This window comes from Actinomadura vinacea, from assembly GCF_039532545.1.
GTDB lineage: Bacteria > Actinomycetota > Actinomycetes > Streptosporangiales > Streptosporangiaceae > Spirillospora > Spirillospora vinacea.
Genome location: NZ_BAAARW010000038.1, coordinates 170393 through 191926, shown reverse-complemented (window position 1 = coordinate 191926; position 21534 = coordinate 170393). Strand labels below are relative to the sequence as shown.

General features: G+C 72.0%; 17 protein-coding genes. 5 read left to right on the top strand and 12 right to left on the bottom strand.

The features are described 5' to 3' along the window. Window positions 1-45: 45 nt before the first annotated feature. The 3 genes from ABD340_RS40685 to ABD340_RS40675 form a co-directional block, all read right to left on the bottom strand. On the bottom strand, window positions 46-1101 hold the full coding sequence (locus tag ABD340_RS40685) for a BMP family lipoprotein (protein ID WP_344596619.1): 1056 nt from the start codon (window positions 1099-1101) through the stop codon (window positions 46-48). A gap of 230 nt (window positions 1102-1331) precedes the next feature. After that, window positions 1332-2579: a M20 family metallopeptidase gene (locus ABD340_RS40680; protein WP_344596798.1), complete on the bottom strand. Its 1248-nt coding sequence runs from the start codon at window positions 2577-2579 to the stop codon at window positions 1332-1334. Window positions 2580-2955: 376 nt separating this feature from the next. After that, window positions 2956-4122, bottom strand: coding sequence for a glutamate--cysteine ligase (locus ABD340_RS40675; protein ID WP_344596618.1), 1167 nt, complete (start codon window positions 4120-4122; stop codon window positions 2956-2958). Window positions 4123-4651: 529 nt separating this feature from the next. Between ABD340_RS40675 and ABD340_RS40670 the strand changes: the two genes are divergently transcribed. Next, window positions 4652-5956 (top strand): D-alanyl-D-alanine carboxypeptidase family protein, encoded by a 1305-nt coding sequence (locus ABD340_RS40670; protein WP_344596617.1) that lies wholly within the window; start codon window positions 4652-4654, stop codon window positions 5954-5956. A 161-nt stretch (window positions 5957-6117) separates the two neighbouring features. Then, window positions 6118-6564 carry a nuclear transport factor 2 family protein gene (locus ABD340_RS40665; RefSeq protein WP_344596615.1) on the top strand — a complete coding sequence of 149 codons (447 nt, stop codon included), beginning with the start codon at window positions 6118-6120 and terminating at the stop codon, window positions 6562-6564. Here ABD340_RS40665 and ABD340_RS40660 read toward each other — a convergent pair. The 4 genes from ABD340_RS40660 to ABD340_RS40645 form a co-directional block, all read right to left on the bottom strand. Further along, window positions 6534-7637, bottom strand: coding sequence for a YihY/virulence factor BrkB family protein (locus ABD340_RS40660; RefSeq protein WP_344596614.1), 1104 nt, complete (start codon window positions 7635-7637; stop codon window positions 6534-6536). The genes ABD340_RS40665 and ABD340_RS40660 overlap by 31 nt on opposite strands. A gap of 72 nt (window positions 7638-7709) precedes the next feature. Then, entirely contained in the window at window positions 7710-8324 is a 615-nt protein-coding gene (locus ABD340_RS40655) for a 2'-5' RNA ligase family protein (protein WP_344596612.1), read from the bottom strand. Next, window positions 8290-9348, bottom strand: coding sequence for a tryptophan--tRNA ligase (gene trpS / locus ABD340_RS40650; RefSeq protein ID WP_344596796.1), 1059 nt, complete (start codon window positions 9346-9348; stop codon window positions 8290-8292). Before trpS ends, ABD340_RS40655 begins: the two co-directional genes overlap by 35 nt. A gap of 18 nt (window positions 9349-9366) precedes the next feature. After that, on the bottom strand, window positions 9367-10359 hold the full coding sequence (locus ABD340_RS40645) for a hemolysin family protein (protein WP_344596610.1): 993 nt from the start codon (window positions 10357-10359) through the stop codon (window positions 9367-9369). A 140-nt stretch (window positions 10360-10499) separates the two neighbouring features. On the opposite strand from ABD340_RS40645, the gene galE reads away from it, so the two are divergent. Then, window positions 10500-11474, top strand: a complete 975-nt coding sequence (galE, locus tag ABD340_RS40640) for a UDP-glucose 4-epimerase GalE (protein WP_344596609.1) — start codon at window positions 10500-10502, stop codon at window positions 11472-11474. Then, complete coding sequence (galK, locus tag ABD340_RS40635; protein WP_344596607.1) at window positions 11474-12634, top strand: galactokinase; 1161 nt, start codon at window positions 11474-11476, stop codon at window positions 12632-12634. The genes galE and galK overlap by 1 nt, the downstream gene beginning before the upstream one ends. Before the next feature lie 198 nt (window positions 12635-12832). Here the strand turns inward: galK and ABD340_RS40630 are convergent, their stop codons facing one another. From ABD340_RS40630 to ABD340_RS40610, 5 genes are all read right to left on the bottom strand, one after another. Continuing rightward, window positions 12833-15535 (bottom strand): hypothetical protein, encoded by a 2703-nt coding sequence (locus ABD340_RS40630; protein WP_344596605.1) that lies wholly within the window; start codon window positions 15533-15535, stop codon window positions 12833-12835. Then, window positions 15532-17316, bottom strand: coding sequence for an HSP90 family protein (locus tag ABD340_RS40625; RefSeq protein WP_344596604.1), 1785 nt, complete (start codon window positions 17314-17316; stop codon window positions 15532-15534). The genes ABD340_RS40630 and ABD340_RS40625 overlap by 4 nt, the downstream gene beginning before the upstream one ends. Before the next feature lie 165 nt (window positions 17317-17481). Then, on the bottom strand, window positions 17482-18471 hold the full coding sequence (locus ABD340_RS40620; protein ID WP_344596603.1) for a malate dehydrogenase: 990 nt from the start codon (window positions 18469-18471) through the stop codon (window positions 17482-17484). A gap of 273 nt (window positions 18472-18744) precedes the next feature. Continuing rightward, window positions 18745-19965 (bottom strand): NADP-dependent isocitrate dehydrogenase, encoded by a 1221-nt coding sequence (locus ABD340_RS40615; RefSeq protein WP_344596602.1) that lies wholly within the window; start codon window positions 19963-19965, stop codon window positions 18745-18747. 94 nt (window positions 19966-20059) lie between these two features. Next, complete coding sequence (locus ABD340_RS40610) at window positions 20060-20521, bottom strand: DUF3017 domain-containing protein (RefSeq protein WP_344596601.1); 462 nt, start codon at window positions 20519-20521, stop codon at window positions 20060-20062. Between the two features lie 268 nt (window positions 20522-20789). Between ABD340_RS40610 and ABD340_RS40605 the strand changes: the two genes are divergently transcribed. Further along, window positions 20790-21509, top strand: coding sequence for an FHA domain-containing protein (locus ABD340_RS40605; protein ID WP_344596599.1), 720 nt, complete (start codon window positions 20790-20792; stop codon window positions 21507-21509). Window positions 21510-21534 lie beyond the last annotated feature (25 nt).

Here is a 21534-nt window from a genome sequence, read left to right as displayed (position 1 = left end):
AGGGAGCGCCGGGGGCGGGCACGGCCGCGCGGCCCGGACGTCCGGTCAGGGCTTGGACGGGACCTGGATCTTGCCGGCCACGATGTCGGCCTTGTAGCCGTCGAGCTTGGCCTTGACGTCGTCCACCTTGTTGCCCGAGGTGGCGTAGCCGACGCCGTCGTTGGTCAGGTCGTACTTCTTCGTGCCGGGCTTGAAGGTGCTGTCGCTGACCGACTTGACGAAGTCGAAGACGGCCAGGTCCACCCGCTTGACCATCGAGGTCAGGATGTGGTCCTTGGCCTCGGCCACCGCGGGCAGGTTGTACTGGTCGGAGTCGACGCCGATGACCCACTTCTTGTCCGCGCCGACGGTCTTGATCACGCCGATGCCGGCGCCGCCCGCGGCGTGGTAGATCACGTCCGCGCCCCCGTCCAGCTGGCCCTTGGCGGCCTCGGTGCCCAGCGCCGGGTTCTTGAAGCCGTCGAAGTTGGGCGGCTGGGTCAGGTACTTGGCCGGCAGGATCTTGATGCCCGGCTTGGCGTGCTTGGCGCCCGCCTCGTACCCGGCCTGGAAGCTCTGGATCAGCGGCACGTTCACACCGCCGATGAACCCGATGGTGTTGCTCTTGGACTTCAGCGCGGCGGCGGCGCCGACCAGGAACGAGCCCTGGTTCTCGGCGAAGCAGGCGCCCAGCACGTTGGCGCCCTGCACTTTGCACTGGTCCGCGTCGATCACCAGGAACCTGGTGTCGGGGAAATCCTTGGCGATCTTGTTGACCGCGTTGGTGTAGGCGAAGCCGACACCGATCACCGGGTTGTAGCCCTTGTTGGCCAGCAGCCGCAGCCGGGATTCCTTATCGGCGTCCGGTTCGTCGGGTTTTGCGGAGATCTCTTCCGTTGTGATGTTCAGGGTGCTCTTCACCCGGTCCAGGCCGGCCGCGGCCGAGTCGTTGAACGACTGGTCGCCGCGGCCGCCGATGTCGAAGGCCAGCCCGACCTTCAGCGACTTCTTGCCGCCCCCGCCCTCCGAATCGGAGGCCTTCTTGCCGCCGCACCCGGCAGCACTGAGGGTCAGCGCTGCGCCCGTCAGAGTGACGAGCGAGATCTTCATTCCACGGCGCAAGACAGCGCTCCTTCCGTTCCCCTGAAATCGATCGGACGCTACCCCGCAAAACACGGATAACGCCCACGCTGCATCGTTTCGCAACGCGTCCGTTACCAAGGCGTAGGAATAGATCACCACAGGTCAGGACACGGACACTGATCCCGGAAAGATGCGGCGCTTCCAGGGAGGAAGCCGCGGGGGACCGTGAGGCGGGAGGAAGGGGAGAAAGCAGCCCGCGGGGGACGGGGTCAGGCCAGGGCGGCGCCTTCCACGGTCGTCTCGGCGTCGCCCGGACGGCCGCCGTCCCACAGCGCGGTCAGGGCAGTGGCGGTCAGCACCCGCACGCCGACCGCGATGCAGCTCTCGTCGACGTCGAAGTCGCCGCGGTGCAGGTCGTACTCGCCGGACGAGCCGGGGGCCCGCACGCCCAGCCGGGCCAGCGCGCCCGGGATCGACTCCAGGTACCAGCCGAAGTCCTCGCCGCCCAGGCTCTGCGGCGTGGGCACCGCGGCGTCCTCGCCCAGCACCTGCGCGGCCGCGTCCCGGAACATCTGCACGCTGTCGGCCTCGTTCACCGTGGGCGGCACGCCGCGCACGTACTCCAGCGACGCCTCCACGTCGTAGGCCGCCGCCACCGACTGGAGCAGCGACTTCATCATCTCCGGCGCCCGGTGCCAGGCCTCGTCGTCCAGGCAGCGGACGGTGCCCTCGGCGATGCCGTCGTCGGGGATCGCGTTGGCCACCGACCCCGCCGACACCCGGCCCCACACCAGCGACAGGCTGGAGCGCGGGTCGACCCGCCGGGACAGCGCCGACGGCAGCTCGGTCACGATCTTGGCCAGCGCGTACACCAGGTCGGCGGTCAGGTGCGGGCGCGCGGTGTGCCCGCCCGGACCGGTGACCTTCACGTAGACCTTGTCGCAGGCCGCCGTGATGGGGCCGGTCCGCAATCCCAGATGGCCGACCTCGACGCGCGGGTCGCAGTGCAGCGCGAACGCCCGGTCGACCCCGGCGATGCCCCCGGCCGCCATGACGTCCAGCGCCCCGCCAGGGGTCTCCTCGGCGGGCTGGAACAGCAGCCGCACCCGCCCCGGCAGCAGCCCCGCGCGGGCCTGCTGCGCCAGGAACAGTCCCGCGCCCAGCACCATCGTGGTGTGGACGTCGTGGCCGCATGCGTGCGCCACGCCCGGGACGGTCGAGCGGTAGGGCACGCCCTCCTTCTCGTCCTGCAGCGGCAGCGCGTCGATGTCGGCCCGCAGCGCGATCGTGGGGCCGTCCTCGGGGCCCACGTCGCAGATCAGGCCGGTGCCCTGCGGCAGGACCCGCGGCCGCAGCCCCGCCGCCGCCAGCCGCTCGACGATCCGCTGGGTGGTGCGGTGCTCGGCGTACCCCAGCTCCGGGTGCATGTGCAGGTCGCGGCGGAACGCGATGAGCGCGTCCTCGTGGTCGGTCAGGAACGCGTCGAGCTGGAGTTGCAGCGCCGCCCCGCCCAGCATGGCCGGGACGTTCCGCGCGGGCGGGCGCGACCGGTCCGGGACGCCGGCCGGGCCGGCCGCCCCCGGGTCCGCGGCGCCGCCGCCCGCCATGCTCTGGTCTTCCGCCTGCGCCACCGCCGGAGCGGTGGGTGCTTCAAGGCCGGGCATCACCCCGGGTCCCGGTTGGGTCATCTGCGCCCCCTGAGCGAAGGCGGCGCCGAACGGCGTCCGCCCGTTGGTCTGATCGTTTGAGGTTCCGGCGCCCGCGGGCCCGGAATCCGGCGGCCTGCCCGCCGGATCGGCCGGCCGCGCCCCCGGCCGGTCGCCGTCGCGCCCGCCGCGTCCCGGGGCCTGGCCCTGGTCGCCGCGCCGCGCCGGATCGGCGGGCCCGGGATCCTCAGGTCCCGGCATGGGCGACCTCCCCGAAAGTGACGAATCTGTCCTGCTCGAACTCCATGATCGCCGCGTCGACCAGGTCCGACACGGTGCCGCCCTCGGCGCGGATCGCGCGCTGGCGCTCGTACGGCGCCCCGTACTCCAGTACCTCGGTGGCGACCTTGAGCTCCTCGGCGCAGCCGAGCCGGTCGGCGACCGGCTCCAGCTCCCGGATCAGCTCGTAGAGATCGTCGCGGAGCGGGGCGGTGCTGCCCGCGTCGTCGGTGATGACGATGGCGTCGAGCCCGTACCTGGTGGCGCGCCATTTGTTGTCGCGTACCACCCAGGCGGCCGGCCGCGGCAGCGTGTAGCCGCGGTCGAGCTGCTGTTCGAAGAGCGTGACCAGGCTCTGGCAGAGTGCCGCGGCCATGCCCAGCTCCCGCATGGTGGGGATGCCGTCGAACATCCGGATCTCGACGGTGCCGAAATCAGGATGCGGGCGGATGTCCCACCACACCTCCTTGATGCTCCGGATGGTACCCGCACGCAGCAAGGTGTCCATGTAATCCTCGAAGGCCGCCCAGTCGTCCAGCAGGTGGGGCGGCCCCGCGGTGGGCAGCTGGCCGAAGACCACCGCGCGGCTGGAGGCCAGGCCGGTGTCGTTGCCGCTCCAGTACGGGCTGGACGCGGTGAGGGCGAGGAAGTGCGGCAGATAGGCCGACAGCGCGTTGACGATCGGGATCGCCTTGTGCACGTCGGACACGCCGACGTGCACGTGCACGCCGAAGGTCTGGATCCGGCGGGCCAGCCATTGCATCTGCTCGAGCAGGTCGGCGTAGCGCTGGACGGGCGCCATGACCGCGTCCCGCCAGTCGCTGATCGGATGGGTGCCCGTGCAGGCCAGCGTGATCCCGCGCGCGGCGGCGGCGGTGCGCAGCTCGGCCACGGTGGCGGCCAGGTCGTCCTTGGCCTGCCCGACGGTGTGGCAGATGTCGGTCACGATCTCGACCGTGGACTCCATCAGCTCGTGCCGGATCTTGGGGTTGTCCCCGCCCTCGCTCAGCGACGGCAGGGCGGCCAGCACCTCGCGGGCGTCCTGCCGCAGGTGCCGCGTCTGCGCGTCGATGAGCTGGAGTTCCCACTCCACGCCCAGCGTCGCACCGCGCGATGGGTTGAAGTCAATGGCCACGGCCAACCTCCGTCCACAATCCTCGCAGGTCGATGCGTGGCACGTGGCGCAATTCAGCCAGCGGGTCCCTAAGCCTGAACAACTCGGCTCCAGGCCGGGGGGTCGCCACCATGATGGCGCCCAGTGCCCGCCACCCATCGGGAAACCATGCCCTATGCGGATCATTTGACTCGTCCGGACGGGCGACGATCACGCCCTGTCACCCTTTTCGGTCATCAAACAACCAGCACGACGTGACTCAAACAGACTAGTCCGCCCGTCCGGAAATCGATATGACAACTCCGAGTAATGGAGTCATGTCGGAACGTGTCAGCGTGCGCCGGCCGGGGGATGATCGCCGCCGAGCGGCGAGCCGCACGGCGACCGCGCGCCATGACGCGCGGTTCGATCAACGGGATGCCCGTTCTTCCGGGTACGTCGCTAGTCTTCTACTCTGCTGGAGCGGGGCGACCGGAACGAGGAGCGGAAGCTTGCGAGCACAGCCACTGCCGGCACAGTCCTCAACTGCACAGTCCTCGAAGGTACGGTCATGAGGCGTTCAGGACGGTCCGCGGCCGCACTCGCCGTGCCGCTCGTCACCGCGTCCCTCACCGCGCCGCTGGACGCACCGGCCGCGCACGCCGCGCCGGACGGCGTCCCGGGCGGTCTCCCGGGCCGCCTTCCCGGCGCGGGGCGGGCACCCGATCCCGCCAAGCCGAAGGAACCGGTCGGCGGGGCGAGGCTCGGCGGCAAGGGCGTGATCGTCAACCAGGCGGCCGGGGTGCCCGCCGCACCGAAGATCGGCGCCTCCTCGTGGCTGATCGCCGACGCCGGCAGCGGCCAGGTGCTGGCCGCCAAGGACCCGCACGGCCAGTACCTGCCCGCCAGCACCATCAAGACGCTCACCACGCTCGCCCTGGTCCGCAAGCTGAACCCGGCGCAGCTGGTTCGCCCCACGCAGGCCACCTGCGACGTCGAGGGCACCAAGGTCGGCATGACCACGAAGATGCAGTACAAGGTCTCCGACATGTTCTACGCGCTGATGATGATGTCGGCGAACGACGCCGCGCTGGGCCTGTCGCAGGCCAACGGCGGCGTCCAGAAGACCCTGGCCGACATGAACGCCGAGGCCCGCCGGATCAACGCCCACGACACCCTCGCCGGCTCCCCCAACGGCCTGGACAAGGACCTCGGGCTGACCGTCAAGACCCAGCACACCTCGGCCTACGACCTCGCGCTGATCCTGCGCGAGGGCCTGAAGGTCCCCGACTTCCGCAAGTACACCGAGACCATCGACCACGACTTCCCCGCGCCGCCCACCAAGAAGGAGCGCAAGCGGGGCAAGAAGACCGGCGGGTACCCGATCCACACCCACAACCGGATGCTCCCGGGGCAGTCCCAGGCGTACAAGGGCATGATCGGCGGCAAGAACGGCTACACGGTCGCGTCCCGGCAGACGTTCGTGGCGGCGGCCGAGCGCGGCGGCCGCACCATCGTGATCTCCCTGATGCGGGCCGACGAGCAGCCGACGCGGCCGGCGGCCGAGCTGCTCGACTGGGGCTTCGCGGCGTCCGGCAAGGTGCAGCCGGTGGGCACGCTGGTGCCGCCCGGCGACCTGAACCCGCCGAAGAAGCACGCCCCGAACGCCCACAAGCTGCTGCCCACCAACCCGGTGACCGGCGACGACTCCGCCGGCGGCTGGGGGCTGCTCGTCGCCGGGGGCGCGGCGGCCGTGGGCGTCGCCGGAGGGGTGCTGGTGCTGGACATGCGGCGCCGCCGCGCCGAAGCGTCGGACGACGTCCCGCCGGAGCCGGACGACACCCCGCCGGAGCCCGTCGGCGCCGACGAACGCTGACCGCGATCGGGCACGCACCCCTCCCTGACCAGCGGTAAGACTGGAGGGTAAGGCCCTCCTCACTGGTGGCGGCTCCGGTCGCGGACTTACCCTCGTGACTGGCGCCGGTCACCGCGTCGCCGCCTGGACGGCGGGCCGGTGCCGCTGTGGAGGGAACCGCCGTGTCCACTCACAACGTCCACGCGCCCCCGGGCGGAGTCCACGCGTCCCCGGGTGCGGGAGAGCACCCCAACACGATCCTGATCCGCGACGGCTACATCGCCTTCGCCAAGGGCGACATGGAGATCATCCGCTCCCTGCTGCACGAACGGGTCGTGCACCGCGTGCTCGGCCGCGGCCCGCTGTGCGGCGAGTACCGCACGCCCACGGAGGTGCTCGGCTTCTACGTCCGGGTGTTCGAGCTGTCGGGCGGCACGTTCCGGTCCGAACCGTACGCGGTCATGGCGGGCGACGACTACGCCGTCGCGCTCGTCCACACCTACGCCGAGCGTCCCGGCAAGGTGCTGGACGGCCGCGCGGTGAACGTTTTCCGGATCGAGGACGGGCGGATCACCGAGATCCGCACGCTGGCCGAGGATCAGTACGCCGACGACGCCTTCTGGTCCTGACCGGGCACGCCGTGATCACGCGACTTCCGATCCGGCGCGCGCTGCCGCCGGTGCGCCTCGTCCGCCTCGGGCGCCTCGTGCGCTTCGGGGGCGGCCCCGGCCGAGGCTCCGTCCGGGCCTCCATTCGGGGCGTCCACGTCAGGCGTGTCCACGTCCGGGGCGTCGGCGCCGAGGACGGCCCGGCGGGTCGCCGTCCAGGCCGCCACGAACAGCAGGAACCGCGACACGATGTTGATCCAGATCATCAGCCCGACCAGCACGGCGAACGAGGCGTACACCGGGTTGCCGGTGACCCGGCCCAGCAGCAGCGCCGCGGCCTGCTTGAGCAGCTCGAAGCCCAGCGCGCCGAACAGCGCGCCGCGGTAGATCGTCCGCCACGGCGCCCGGGTGCCCGACAGCCGGGAGAACAGCACCAGGAACACCACCGCGTCGACGAAGATCGCCACCGCCAGCGACAGCAGCCGCAGCGCGACGCCCGCTCCGGTGACGCCCTCCCAGCCGAGCCAGCCCAGCACCGTCTGCGTCGCCGTCGTCGTCACCGTGGACACGGCCACCCCGGCGATCAGCATCCCGCCCAGGAACAGCAGGACGCCGGCGTCCCGGAGCCGGCTCGTCAGGAAGTTGCCGCCCGGCTGCGCCGGGTTCCGCCAGATCACGCGTAGCGCCTCGCGCAGCATCTGGACGCAGCCCAGCCCGGTCACCAGCAGCGCGGCCAGGCCGACCAGGCCGACCGCGGTCTTGGACCGGGCGATCTGCTCGACCTGGAGCCGCTCCGACAGGCCGGGCAGCAGCCCGTCGACCGCGTGCACGAAGTAGTCGCGGGCCGGTTCGCTCACCCCGACCAGGTAGCCGAGCAGCGCGTACGCCAGCGCCAGCAGCGGGAAGAACGACAGGAAGGCGTAGGAGGTCAGCGCGGCGGCCAGCCTGTCGCCGCGGCAGTCCTGGTAGCGCCGGTACGCGCGGCCCAGATGGTCGAACCACGGCCAGCGGGCCCGTCCGGCGCGCACCCTGCGCGCCCCGGCCCCGCCCGCCGCCTGGAACCGGCCGAGGAACCTGCCGATCATCTGGCGCATGTACGCCCTTTACCCCGAAAGCGCCGGACGATGCTCCGCCTCGTGATCGTCCCATCACCCGCGGCGCGGGGATCAGCCGGCGGCGGGGGCGGCGCCCGCCGGGGGCGCGGACGGCGGGACGGCGGCGAACCCGAAGTGCCGCCGGGGCCGCCACACGCCGTCCGCGCCATGCTCGTACAGCGAGAACCCGCGCACCTCGAACGCCGCCTCGTAGCCCGCGAGGTCCTTGTAGGCCCTGTCCATGACCTCCTCGGGCAGGTGGTGCGCGACCGTCACGTGCGGGTGGTACGGGAACTCCAGCTCGCGCCCAGGCGGCCCGGCCAGCACCCGGCTCTGCAGCCGCTCGCAGTCGCCGATGCCCTCGGCGAGCGCGATGAACACCACCGGGGAGACGGGCCGGAACGTGGCGGTGCCGCGCAGCCTGATCCCGAACGGCCGTTCGGTGGCCGCGACCGAACTCAGGTGGTCCTCGATCTCGGCCACCGCCGCCGGGCCGCCGCGCACCTCGGTGGGCGGCAGCAGCGTGATGTGGGTCGGGATCGCGTGCGCCATCGGATCGCCGAGGGCGGCCCGCATGCGCTGCAGCTGGGGACCGTACGGGTCCGGGATCGGGATCGCGACCCCGATCACGCGCGCGGGCTCTCCGCCGCGGTCAGAGGCCACGTCCCGCGAATCCAACCCGATCACGCACGACCTCCATGGTGCCCCTGGCCACCGCGCCCGCGCGGTCGGCGCCCTCGGCCAGGACGCGGTCCAGCTGCTCCTGATCGTCCAGCAGCTTCAGCGTCCGCTCGCGGATCGGGGTGAAGGTGTCGACCACCAGCGCGGCGAGCTCCTTCTTGAACCGGCCGTACCCGGCGCCCTCGTACCGGCGCTCCAGATCCTCGATCGGGACGCCCTCCAGCGCGGAGAAGATCCGCAGCAGGTTGGCGATGCCCGCCTTGTTCTCCTCGTCGAAGCGCACCTCGGTGCCCGTGTCGGTGACCGCGCGCATGATCTTCTTGCGCATCGGGCCGGGCTCCTCCAGCACGTCGATGATGCCCTGCGGGGAGGAGGCCGACTTGCTCATCTTGGCGGTCGGCTCCTGCAGGTCGGTGATCTTCGCCGCGGTCTCGGGGATGTAGGCCCCGGGCGGCACGAAGGTCTCGCCGAAGCGGTGGTTGAACCGCTGCGCCAGCGTGCGGGTCAGCTCCAGGTGCTGGCGCTGGTCCTCGCCGACCGGCACCTGGAGGACCCGCTCGCCGGGGCCCGGCTCGGGGCTGTAGAGCAGGATGTCGGCGGCCTGCAGGATCGGGTAGGTGAACAGCCCGACCGTGGTGCCGCTCGTGCCCTGCTTGGACGACTTGTCCTTGAACTGGGTCATCCGCCCGGCCTCGCCGAACCCGGTGATGCAGCCCAGGATCCAGGCCAGCTCGGCGTGCTCGGGGACCTGGCTCTGCACGAACACGGTGGCGCGCTCGGGGTCCAGGCCCATCGCCAGCAGCTGGGCGACCGCGACCCGGGTACGGCGGCGCAGCGTCTCCGGGTCGTGCTCCACGGTGATCGCGTGCAGGTCGACCACGCAGTAGAACGCCTGGTGGGAGTCCTGAAGGGCGACCCACTGCCGCAGCGCGCCCAGGTAGTTGCCGAGGTGGAAGGAGTCGGCGGTCGGCTGGATGCCGGAGAGCACGCGCGGGGTCGCGGTGCCGGCCGGGCTGGGCGCTTCGGACATGGTCACGGATCGATTCTCTCAGGCCTCGGTCGAGGCGATGTCACTGGTGGGGGCACCTTCCGGGACGGCCGCCCCGGAAACGCCGTCAGCGGTTGGGACGGCGCCGGCCCCGGCGGCGTTCGGACCGGCACCGGCCACCGGCCGTGGCCGCTGCGGCACCACGCGCACGCGGGCGACCCGGCGGCCCTCCATGCGGACGACCGCCAGCCGGCATCCCGGGGCGTCGACGGCGTCCCCGGCGGCGGGGATCCGGCCGAGCGCGGCCATGACATGCCCGGCGACCGTCTCGTAGGGGCCGGCGGGCAGGCGGACGCCGGTCTCGGCGGCGAAGTCGTCGAGGTTGAGCAGACCGTCGACCTCTACCACCCCACCGTGCAGACGTTGCGCTTGCGCGTCCTGGACATCATATTCGTCGCGGATGTCGCCGATGAGTTCCTCGACCAGGTCCTCCAGGGTGACGATTCCGGCAGTGCCTCCGTACTCGTCCATGACGATGGCCAGGTGGTGGCCGCCCCGGCGCATCTCCGACAGCACGGGCAGCACCCGCTGGGACGCGGGCAGGTAGAGCACCGGCCGCACCAGCTCCGCCACCGGCACGGCCTGATCGGCCGGGTCCTGGACGAGCAGGTCGCGGATGTGCACGAATCCGATCACCTCGTCGTGGGAGTCGCGGCACACCGGGAACCGGGAGTGCGGGCCGGCGGCGGCGATCCGCGCGGCGGCCGCGAGCGGCAGCGCCGCGTCCAGGAACTCCACCTCGGTGCGCGGCACCAGCACCTCGCGCAGCGGGCGCTTCCCGGCGGCGAAGACCTCCTCGATCAGCGCCCGCTCGTCGGCGGTGAGGTGGGTGTTGGCCGCGACCAGGGCGCGCACCCGCTCGGCGGTGATCTCCTCGCGGAGCGCGCCGGGATCGGCTCCGGCGGCGCGCGCGACCAGGCCGGCGGCACGGGCCAGCAGGCCCGCCAGCGCCCGCGCGGGCGCGGCGGCGCGGCGCCGGGTGCGATCGTCCATGGCCGGTGTCGGCTTCCTCCGGGCGTTCCTGCCAGCCGAGGGGCGGCGACGCCTGCCAGGCTACCGGTTGGGGCCTGTCCGGCCGGTGTTGCCGATAGCCTGGGCGGCGTCCTACGCCCAACCGACCGGGAGGTCTTTTCGTGAAGCTGCTCGTCACCGGAGGCGCCGGTTACATCGGCAGCGTCGTCTCCGCCCAGCTCCTGGACGCGGGGCACGAGGTGGTGGTGCTGGACGACCTGTCCACCGGGCACGAGGACGCGGTCCCGGACGGCGCCCGGCTGGTGCGCGGCACGCTGCGGGACGAGGCGGCCGCGGTCCTGGGCGAGGGCGGCTTCGACGCGGTGCTGCACTTCGCGGCCAAGTCCCTGGTCGGCGAGTCGGTGCAGAAGCCGGGCCTGTACTGGGACAAGAACCTCGGCGAGTCGCTGGCGCTGCTGGAGGCGATGCGGGCGGAGGGCGTTTCGAGGATCGTGTTCTCCTCGACGGCGGCGACGTACGGGGAGCCGGAGTCCACGCCGATCCTGGAGACCGACCCGACCCGGCCGACCAACCCCTACGGCGCGTCCAAGCTGGCGATCGACACCGCGCTCGCCGAGTACGCGCGGATGTTCGGGATCGGCGGCGTCTCGCTGCGCTACTTCAACGTCGCCGGCGCCAGGCTCGCCGCGGACGGCGGCCCGTCCCAGGGCGAGCGGCACACGGTGGAGACCCACCTGATCCCCAACGTGCTGAAGGTCGCGCTGGGCGAGCGGGAGTCGGTCAGCCTGTTCGGCGAGGACTACCCGACGGCCGACGGCACCTGCGTACGCGACTACATCCACGTCGTCGACCTGGGCGCGGCGCACCTGCTGGCGCTGGAGGCGTGCGAGCCGGGCGTCCACCAGATCTTCAACCTGGGCAACGGCAGCGGCTTCTCGGTACGCGATGTGATCGAGGTATGCCGCACGGTGACCGGGCATCCGATCCCGGCCGAGGTGAGCCCGCGCCGCGCCGGCGACCCGGCGGTGCTGGTCGCGTCCGCGGAGAAGATCAAGTCCGCGCTGGGCTGGAAGCCCGAGCGCGACCTGCGCGCCATGGTCGAGGACGCCTGGACGTTCGTCCGGCAGTCCCGCTGATGGACGCCACGTCCCTGGCGGCGGCGTTCACCGAGGCCTACCGGCGGGCGCCCGAGGGCGTGTGGCACGCGCCCGGGCGGATCAACCTGATCGGCGAGCACACCGACTACAACGACGGTTTCGTACTGCCGTTCGCGCTGGCCCGCGGGGTCACGGTCGCGGCGGCACGACGCGACGACGGCGTCCTGGAGATGCGGTCCCTCCAAGTCGCCGATGCCGGCGTCTCCGTCGCCCTCGACGGCGCCGGGCCCAAGACGATCGACGGCTGGACGGAGCCGCGGCGCTGGGCGGCCTACCCCTTCGGCGTCGCGGCGCTCTTGCGCGAGCTCGGCACGGGCGGCGCCTCTCTCCTGTTCGACTCCGACCTTCCGCAGGGCGCGGGCCTGTCGTCGTCGGCGGCGCTGGAGTGCGCGACCGCGCTGGCGCTGTGCGAGCTGTACGGGATCGACGCCGACCGGGCCGGACTGGCCCGGGTGGCGCAGCGGGCCGAGAACGAGTACGTCGGCATGCCCTGCGGGATCATGGACCAGTCGGCGTCCCTGCTGTGCACCGCCGGGCACGCGCTGATGCTCGACTGCCGCAGCGGGCTGTCCGCGCAGGTCCCCCTCGACCTGCCCGGCAAGGACCTGACGCTGCTGGTGGTCAACACCAACGCCCGGCACACGCTGACCGACGGCGACTACGGGCGGCGGCGCGCCGAATGCGAGCGGGCCGCGGCGCTGCTGGACGTCCCGGCGCTGCGCGATGTGACCGATCTCGCCGCCGCGCTGGACCGGCTGCCCGATCCGGTGCTGCGCCGCCGCGTCCAGCACGTGGTGACCGAGAACCACCGGGTGGAGGCGGTGGTCGGGCTGCTGCGGGCCGGCGCGGAGACGGAGCTGGGCGCGCTGCTGACGGCCTCCCACCTGTCCCTGCGCGACCAGTACGAGATCTCCTGGCCGGAGGCCGACCTCACGGTCGAGGCGGCGCTGCGGGCCGGGGCCCGGGGCGGGCGGATGGTCGGCGGCGGGTTCGGCGGCTCGGTGATCGTGCTGGCGGCGGCCGACCGCGCCGGCGCGGTCCAGGACGCGATCGTCGCCGCCTACCGGGAACGCGGCCTCACCGAGCCCGACTTCCTCGACGCCGTCCCCTCACCCGGGGCGCGACGCTGTGTTAATTAAATCCCGGCCCAGGGCACTCGCCTGGCGGGCTGTGTTAATTCAACCCCGGCCCAGGGCACTCGCCTGGCGGCTCGTACCCTGACCGTGCTTGGGGCGAGCGCGACATCGCTTCGCGATCTGGCCGGTGAGGCTCGCCTTCGGCTTTGCCTCACCGGCCAGGCAGCGCGCTCGCGCGGCACCTGAGGCCCGCCTAAGGCCCTAGGAGCCGGACTGCTCTATGGCGGCCTCGATGTCGGTGCGGAGGCGGGTCGCGGTCTCCGCGGCGTCCTTCTCCTCCAGCTCGGTGAAGCCCGCGACCGCCTCGCCGACCCGTCCGAGCGCGTCGTCGAAACGCCCCAGCTCGGCCAACACCCGGGACTCGTCGTACGACACCCGCGACGCCTCCCACGTGCGCGCCGCCGGGTTGTCGGCGGGCAGCTCGGCTAGGGCGCCCCGGGCTCGCTCCATCTCCGCCAGGCCCTCCTGCGGACGGCCGCTCCACAGCAGGCACAGCCCGGCCTGCCTGCGGGTGCGGACGACGCCGTACGGGTCCCCGGCGGCGGCGAAGATCTCGGCGGACTCCACGAACCGCTCGGCGGCCAGGGCGTCCTTGTCCAGGCGGGTCAGCACCTCGCCCGCCAGCTCCACCAGCCGGCCCGCCGACGCCGGATCGGTCTCCCGCTCCTCCGCCGCCAGCTCGATGAACAGCTCGGCCGCCTGCTCCTCGCCCAGTTCCCACTGCGCGTGCGCCAGCACCAGCCGGATCCGCCGGTACGCCTGCGCGTCGTCGAACGCGGCCAGCTGCGGCAGCGCCTCCTCGGCGGTCTCGGCGGCCTCCAGGTACCGTCCGGTCGCGTAGTAGGCGTTGGCGAGGTCGAGGCGCGCGTAGGCCGCCTGCGGCGCGGCTCCGGCGGCGGTGAACCCGGCGACGGCCTCCTCCGCGTCGGGGACCGCGTCCGCCGGACGGTCCAGCCCCAGCAGCGCGCTCCCGCGCTCGGCATGCGCGGCCGCGGTCATCCACGGGCCGGCGGACCGGGCGTGCGAGACGGCCTCGTCGAAGACCGTCATCGCCTCGTCCAGGACCTCGGCGTCCTGATGGCTCTGGTGCACCAGCAGCTTGGCCAGCAGCAGCGACGCCTCCGCCAGCTGCGACGGGTCGTTGTTCTCCTGAAGCGCCTCAAGGGCGTCGCGCAGAACCGGGATCGCCGCCTCGGCGTCGCCCTTGCCGATCAGCGCGTTGGCACGGACCAGCCCCAGATCGCCCGCGTCGCCCCGCGTCTCCGGGGTGAGCGGCTCCAACGCCGCCAGCGCGTCATCGGGCCGGCCCGCGTTCAGCAGAAGGGCGGCCAGCCGCATCCTCGCGACGAACAGCCGCCTGGTGCCCGCGGCGTGCTCGTCCAGGTAGGCGACGGCCGCCTCCAGCAGCGGCTTCCCCTCCTCGAACCGGCCCTGACCGGCCCGGACGGCTCCGATCCGGCCGAGCACGGCATGCCGCGACACCAGATCGTCCGCCTCGGCGAACAGCTCGGCGGCCCGCTCCCACTCGGCCGTCGCCGCCTCGACGTCGTCCGCCGCGATCAGCTCCGCACCGCGCCCGTCGAGGCGCCGCGCCCGCTGCAGGACGGTCGGCTCGGCGGCCGCCGCCAGCTCGTCGTAGCGCCGCCACGCCGGGATCGCGCGCTCCAGCCGGCCGGCCGACCACTCCTCGTCGCCGACGCCCAGCAGCGCGTCGAGATCATCGAGCTCCGCGTAGTCGGGCTCTGCGGCCGGCGCCTCCGGGACGGCCGCGGGCACCGCCGCCGCGGGACGGCGGTCGTACCGCGACAGTGGCAGCTGGTCGACCATCGGCTCGGCGTCCAGCAGCTCCCGGATCAGACCGCTCTGGTACTCGCTGCCGTTGCGGGCGTCGAACCGGGCCGCCAGCTCCTCCGCACGCCGCGCCAGCTCCACCCGCAGCTCACCGACGGCGACCTCCGCCGCCTCGCCCTCGGCCGCCGGACGGGAGATCGTCAACTCGCCGTGCCCGGCCTCCTCCACCCGCCGCAGCAGCAGCGCCGCCGACGCGGAGAACCGCATGTCGGCGTACGGGCTCGGCGCCTTGTCCAGCCACCCCAGATGCCGCTGGACGATCTCCAGCCCGCGCGCCTCGTTGCCCGTCCGCGCGCAGAACTCCACGTGCTCGCCGATGTAGCCCAGCTCGTTCAGCCGCGACCGGATCAGCCGGTATGCCCGCAGATGCGCGTTGCGGGCCTCCTCAAGCCGGCCCGCCCGCACGAACACCGGCAGCAGCGTCGTCAGGATCGACTGCGGCTGCTCGGCGCAGTTCAGCTGCTCGCTCAGCACCGGCTCGGCCACGGCGAGGGCCTCGTCGTCCCGGTCCCGCCAGGCGAGCAGCTCGGCCTTGCCGGTCGGATCGCAGCCCGCGCAGTCCGACAGCTCGTCGGACGGCGTGGTGTGCCACATCGCGAACCAGCGCTCGGCGGCCTCTCCGTTGCCGAGATGCTGCGCCACCCGCGCACGCCTGCCGTACACCGCCTGGAGGCTCTTGCCGCCCATTTTGTAGCGGCGGTCCATGTCGTCCAGCACCGACCGGGTCTGGTCCAACGGAACCTCAGGGAACAGCGTCAGCGAATGCACGATCCACTTGAACTGCCACAGCAGCCGGTGCTCGGCCATCTCGCCCAGCCCCGCCGGATCGGCGTCGTACTCCGACAGGCACCGGCTGAACGTGGTGAACGTCTTGATCGGCTCACCGCCGAACTGGTACGCGCTGCCCAGCTCCATCCGGACCTGGAACGCCAACCCCGGATCGCCGGTCTCCTCCGCGCGGCGCAGCGCCTCCTCCGTCACCACCGTCCGCGCCTCGCCGTAGGGCAGGGAGTACGCCCGCTCCATCAGCTCCTGGACCTGCTCAAGGCTCACTTGCCCTCCCCTGAAGAGTCGCCGTGCATGGCCCATTCCAGCAATCCCAGGAACGAGCGGTTCAACGCCGCCGTGTCGGCTGGACGCAGCGGATGCTGCCCGTACAGCAACGCCTGCCCGTACAAACCCTGCACCGCCAACTCGATCAGCCCTTCCTCGGTCAACGCCGTCGCCCTCCGGGCCAGCGGGTTGCGGTGGTTGAGCACCAGCTGCGGACGGTCCGCCGCCACCGCGCCGTTCAGCGCGCCCAGCACGTCCGACCACAGATCGTCGGCCATCTCCCGGGCCTCGGTCAGCTCCGCCCGATGCTGCGCGGCACGGCTGGTCAAGTACAGCGCGGGCAGCGACGCCGGATCGAAGTCGCGGATCACCACCTCGCAGCCCAGCCGCTCGACCGCCCGCTGCGCCGCCGCCAGGAACGGCCGCAGCGCAAGCTCCGCCGCCGGATCCAGCACCCCGAAATGCGTGGTCAGCTCCGCCGGATCCAGCGGGCGCAGCGCCGCGTCCGGATCGATCGCCGCCAGCCGTTCGATGATCTCGGTGTCGTGCACGTAACCGCCGTTGACCAGCCCGACGCCCTGCGCGCCCGCCACCGCCGACAGCCGCCGGAACTCCTCCACGCTCGTCACAAACCGGGCATCGGAATGCCGCCGCCGGAACTCCGCCAGCGTCATCGGCCCGGCCGAGGTCTCGAACTCCAGCCACCGGTGCACGATCCGCAGCATGTCGTCGTCGTGCAGCGCCATCGCCTTCACGCCCAGCTGATGCAACCGCAGGAACCCGCGCAGCCGGGCCGGATCGGTCTCCGACAACCGCACCAGCCACTGCCGCAGCCGCTCCCCCAGCGCCTGCCGGGCCGACTCCAGCAGCTCGTCCTCGTACAGCGCCTCCCGGCTCGCGGTCGGACGCAGCTCACCCGCGTCCACCACGCACCGCACGAAGAACGCCCACTCCGGCAGCAGACCCTCGACGTTCTCGGCCAGCAGCATCCGCTTCAAATACACCCGGTGCGCGCCGCGCGCGGTCGGCGACACCGGCTGCGGCAGCACGAACGCCACACCCGTCAGCCCCGCCTCCGGGACGTCCAGATCGATCACGTCGAACGGCTCGAACCCGAACAGATCACGGCAGTAGGCGTCCAGGGCGCGGCGGCGGCGCGCCGGATCGGCGTGCGCCGCCCGCCACGGCGGGCCCTCCCCCGTGACCGGCGCACCGTCCACGGTCAGCTCGACCGGCAGCAGCGACCCGTACGTCCGCGCCAGCTCCGCCACGATCTCCGGGTCCAGCAACTCCGCCGAACCGGGACGCGGGCGCAGCGTGACCGTCGTCCCGGGCGCCTCCCGCTCCCCCGGCTCCACCCGGTAGCGGCCATCGGCGTACCCCGTCCAGCGGACCGCCGCCTCCGGGGCGTCCGCGCGCGCCGACCGGGTCACCACCTCGATCTCGTCCGCCACCAGGAACCCCGACAGCAGCCCGATCCCGAACTGGCCGAGGAAGTCGTGCCGGGCGAAACCCAGCTCGTCCCGCTTGGACGAGCGGCCGATGGTGGCCAGCAGCCGGTGCACCTCCTCCTCGGTGAGGCCGATCCCGTCATCGTGGACGCGCAGCCCGCCGCCACCGAGGGTCTCGATCCGCACCGTCCCGGGCACGCCGTCCGCCGCGGTGATCGCGTCCACCGCGTTCTGCAGCAACTCCCGCAGGTAGACCCGCGGGCTGGAGTAAAGATGCCTGCTGAGCAGGTCCACCACACCGCGAAGATCTACCTGAAACGCCTGTTCCACCCTGCCGTCCCTTCACCCGCCCCCGTGTCGCCGCGCCCGCGCGCGGACGGCGGTTGCGAACCGGCCAGTCAGCCTAGTAGCGACCGGCGACGGTCACGCACCGATTTGCCCCCAGATGCCGCGAGCCCCGGACCGCGCGGTCCGGGGCTCGTCAGGGAGCGGACGTCAGATGAGGCCCAGCTTGCGAACCGCGTCGCGCTCCTCGGACAGCTCGTTGACCGAGGCGTCGATCCGCGCCCGCGAGAAGTCGTCGATCTCCAGCCCCTGGACGATCTCCCACTCGCCGTTCCGGGTCGTCACCGGGAACGAGGAGATCAGCCCCTCCGGCACCCCGTACGAACCGTCCGACACCACCGCCATGGACGTCCAGTCGCCGTCCGCGGTGCCGTTCACCCAGGTGTGCACGTGGTCGATCGCGGCCGAGGCGGCGGACGCGGCCGACGACGCGCCGCGCGCCTCGATGATCGCCGCGCCCCGCTTGGCCACCGTCGGGATGAAGTCGTTCTCCAGCCACGCCTGGTCGTTGACCGTCTCGGCGGCGTTCTTCCCGGCGATCTCGGCGTGGAACACGTCCGGGTACTGGGTGGCGGAGTGGTTGCCCCAGATCGTCAGCTTCCTGATCTCGGAGACCGACACGCCCGCCTTCTTCGACAGCTGCGCCAGCGCCCGGTTGTGGTCGAGCCGGGTCATCGCGGTGAACCGCACGGCCGGGACGTCCGGGGCGTGCTGCTGCGCGATCAGCGCGTTGGTGTTGGCCGGGTTGCCCACCACCAGGACCTTGATGTCGTCGGCGGCACCGGCGTTGATCGCCTCGCCCTGCGGCTTGAAGATGCCGCCGTTGGCCTCCAGCAGGTCACCGCGCTCCATCCCCTTGGTCCGGGGCCGGGCACCGACCAGCAGCGCGACGTTGGCGCCCTCGAACGCCTTGGCGGCGTCGTCGAAGATGTCGACCCCCGCCAGCAGCGGGAAGGCGCAGTCGTCCAACTCCATGGCGGTGCCCTCGGCGGCCTTGACCGCCTGCGGAATCTCCAGCAGGCGCAGGCGTACCGGGGTGTCGGCGCCCAGCAGCTGGCCGGACGCGATACGGAAGAGCAGCGCGTAGCCGATCTGGCCGGCGGCGCCGGTGACGGTGACGGTGACTGGGGTACGGCTCATTGCCTCTTCTTCTCCTGTGACCGGACGGGCTCAGGCGGCCATCCTTCGTTCTCGAACCCGACCGCCCGAGAGGGGCCCCACGCGGGATTCTCTCGCCGTCGAGATATTTCTCCGCCAGGCTATCGCGCACCGCGCCCGCCGGTACGCCCAGGTGCACCACCCGGCATGGCGCACCTCCCCGGACCCCGTCCCGAACACACCGAAGGCCGCCCCGGGATCACCGGGACGGCCTTCGCACGCATGTGCTCTCCGCTCGTGCCGGAGTCGGGAAGATCAGCCGTTGATCTTCTTCTGGAGGTTGGTGTCGAGGGCCTCCAGGAACCCCTGCGTGGTCAGCCACTCGGTCTCAGGGCCGACGAGCAGGGCCAGATCCTTGGTCATCTGGCCGCCCTCGACCGTCTCGACGCAGACCTGCTCGAGCTTGCGAGCGAAATCCGTCACAGCGGGGGTGTTGTCGAGCTTGCCGCGGTGCTCCAGGCCCCGGGTCCAGGCGAAGATGGACGCGATCGGGTTGGTGGAGGTCGGCTTGCCCTGCTGGTGCTGCCGGTAGTGGCGGGTCACCGTGCCGTGCGCGGCCTCGGCCTCGACGGTCTTGCCGTCCGGGGTCATCAGCACGGAGGTCATCAGGCCGAGCGAGCCGAAGCCCTGGGCGAGGGTGTCGGACTGCACGTCGCCGTCGTAGTTCTTGGCGGCCCAGACGAAGCCGCCGTCCCACTTGAGCGCGGCGGCGACCATGTCGTCGATGAGGCGGTGCTCGTAGGTCAGGCCCTTGGCCTCGAAGTCGGCCTTGAACTCGGTGTCGAAGATCTCCTGGAAGAGGTCCTTGAACCGGCCGTCGTAGGCCTTGAGGATCGTGTTCTTCGTCGACATGTACAGCGGCATCTCGCGGTCGAGCGCGTACCGCATGGTGGTCCGGGCGAAGTCGCGGATCGACTCGTCGAAGTTGTACATGCCCAGCGCGACGCCGCCGCCGGGGAAGCGGGCGACCTCGAACTCCATCGGCTCACCGCTGCCCTCGTCGGGCGTGTAGGTGATGGTCACCGTGCCCGGGCCCGGGACGACGAAGTCGGTGGCGCGGTACTGGTCGCCGTGCGCGTGGCGGCCGATGATGATCGGCTTGGTCCAGCCGGGCACCAGCCGGGGGATGTTGGAGGCCACGATCGGCTCGCGGAACACCACGCCGCCGAGGATGTTGCGGATCGTTCCATTGGGGGAACGCCACATCTTCTTGAGGCCGAACTCCTCAACGCGTGCCTCGTCCGGGGTGATCGTCGCGCACTTGACGCCGACGCCGTGCTGCTTGATGGCGTTGGCGGCGTCGATCGTCACCTGGTCGTCGGTGGCGTCCCGATGCTCCATCCCGAGGTCGTAGTACTTCAGGTCGACATCGAGGTACGGCAGGATCAACTGGTCCTTGATGAATTTCCAGATGATCCGGGTCATCTCGTCGCCGTCGAGCTCGACGACGGGGCCCGCTACTTTGATCTTGGGCATGCTGTTGCTGTCCCTTTCCTACACCGGCCAGCAGTCCTTGTAAGGCTCAACTGCGAAGGCTATCCGAGAGCGCCGGGAGGTCTAGACCTGGCCTCTACCCTGGCTTGACCCCGGGGGGCGCGTCCCCCGGACCGCCGCGCGGACTCCCCCGGTTCGCCAGGAGGAACCGCGCTCCGCGCACGACGAACACCACGGCGATCAGCATTCCGAACGCCGCGGCGACGGCCAGCCCCGTCTTGTTCATGGGCGGGACGCTCAGCGCCACGAACGCGACCGCCTCGCCGAGGAACACCAGCGTCCAGCAGTCGATCGAGCGGCTCCGGACCGCCAGCATGCCGAGCTGGGCCTCCGGGAGGAGCAGCCGGGCCAGGGCGCCGAACAGCAGCGCCGCGGCGATCAGCACCGAGCCCTTGCGGAAGTAGTGGAAGAAGCACAGCACGAGCCCGGCCGCCACGCCGCACAGGACGATCAGGTAGGGCAGCTGGCCCAGCCAGTGCGGCCCGGCGCCGCGCCCCTTGGGCGGCCTGCGCCGCCGCCGGCGCAACTCGGTGCTCATGGGACCGACCGTAGCCGGTTCCGGCCCCTCCCGTGGCGCCCCCTCACATCTGCCCGGGAAGGGGCCGCCTTGACGGGAGATTTCTCTCACCTTTACGTCTTCCGCCGCAACCTCTTCACGCCGAAACCGTGACGGATGAGGCCCAGAGCGTCCCGATGGACGCCACATGCCTTGTGGCATCGGTCCTACCGGCCAGTAGGAGGGTGTGACGGGTACGCGGCCGGGTAACCCGCCAGACAGGGGTCGCTAACTAGCTGGGAGGACTGCCGTGGAGGGGCCGTTCATGCGGATCGAGGACAGCGGGCTGGTGGTGCCGCTGCGCCCCGACGTCACGACGGTCGGCCGAGGGCGGGGAGTGGACATCCGCCTCGACGACCCGAGTGTGTCCCGTTTGCACGCAGAGATCGTTCGTCGCGGCCCGTACGTCTACGTCGTCGACATGGGACTGTCCCGCAACGGGACACGTGTCAATGGCCGCCCGATCGCCCGCCGGGTCCTGGAGGACGGCGACGTCGTCAGCTTCGGCACGGCGCGCTGCCGGATGGGGGGCATCCCCCGTGAGGAGGTCGATCCCGACGTCGAGTTGCGGCGCGCCGTGGCTCCGGAGCTCACCCGACGCGAGGTCGACGTGCTGACCTCGCTGTGCCGGCCGGCGCTGTCGGACGAGGCGTTCGTCGCACCCGCCACCGCGCGGGAGATCGCCGCCGACCTGGTCGTCACCGAGGCGGCCGTCAAGCAGCACCTGCTGCGGCTCTACCAGAAGTTCCGCATCCCCGAGGGCGCCAACCGGCGCACCCGGCTCGCCAACGAGGTCATCGCGATGGGCCTGGTCCGCCCACTGCCGCCGGTGCACGTGCCGCAGCAGAACCGTCCGATCGACGCGGGTCGGAGCAGAGGCCCGGAAGTCCGCCGCCCGGGGCCGCACGCCCCGGGCCATGTCACCGCGGCGAGCCGCCAGGCGGCCGCGGCGGGGCGCCGGGCGAGCTGATGAAGTGATCGTGCGATCGCCCCGT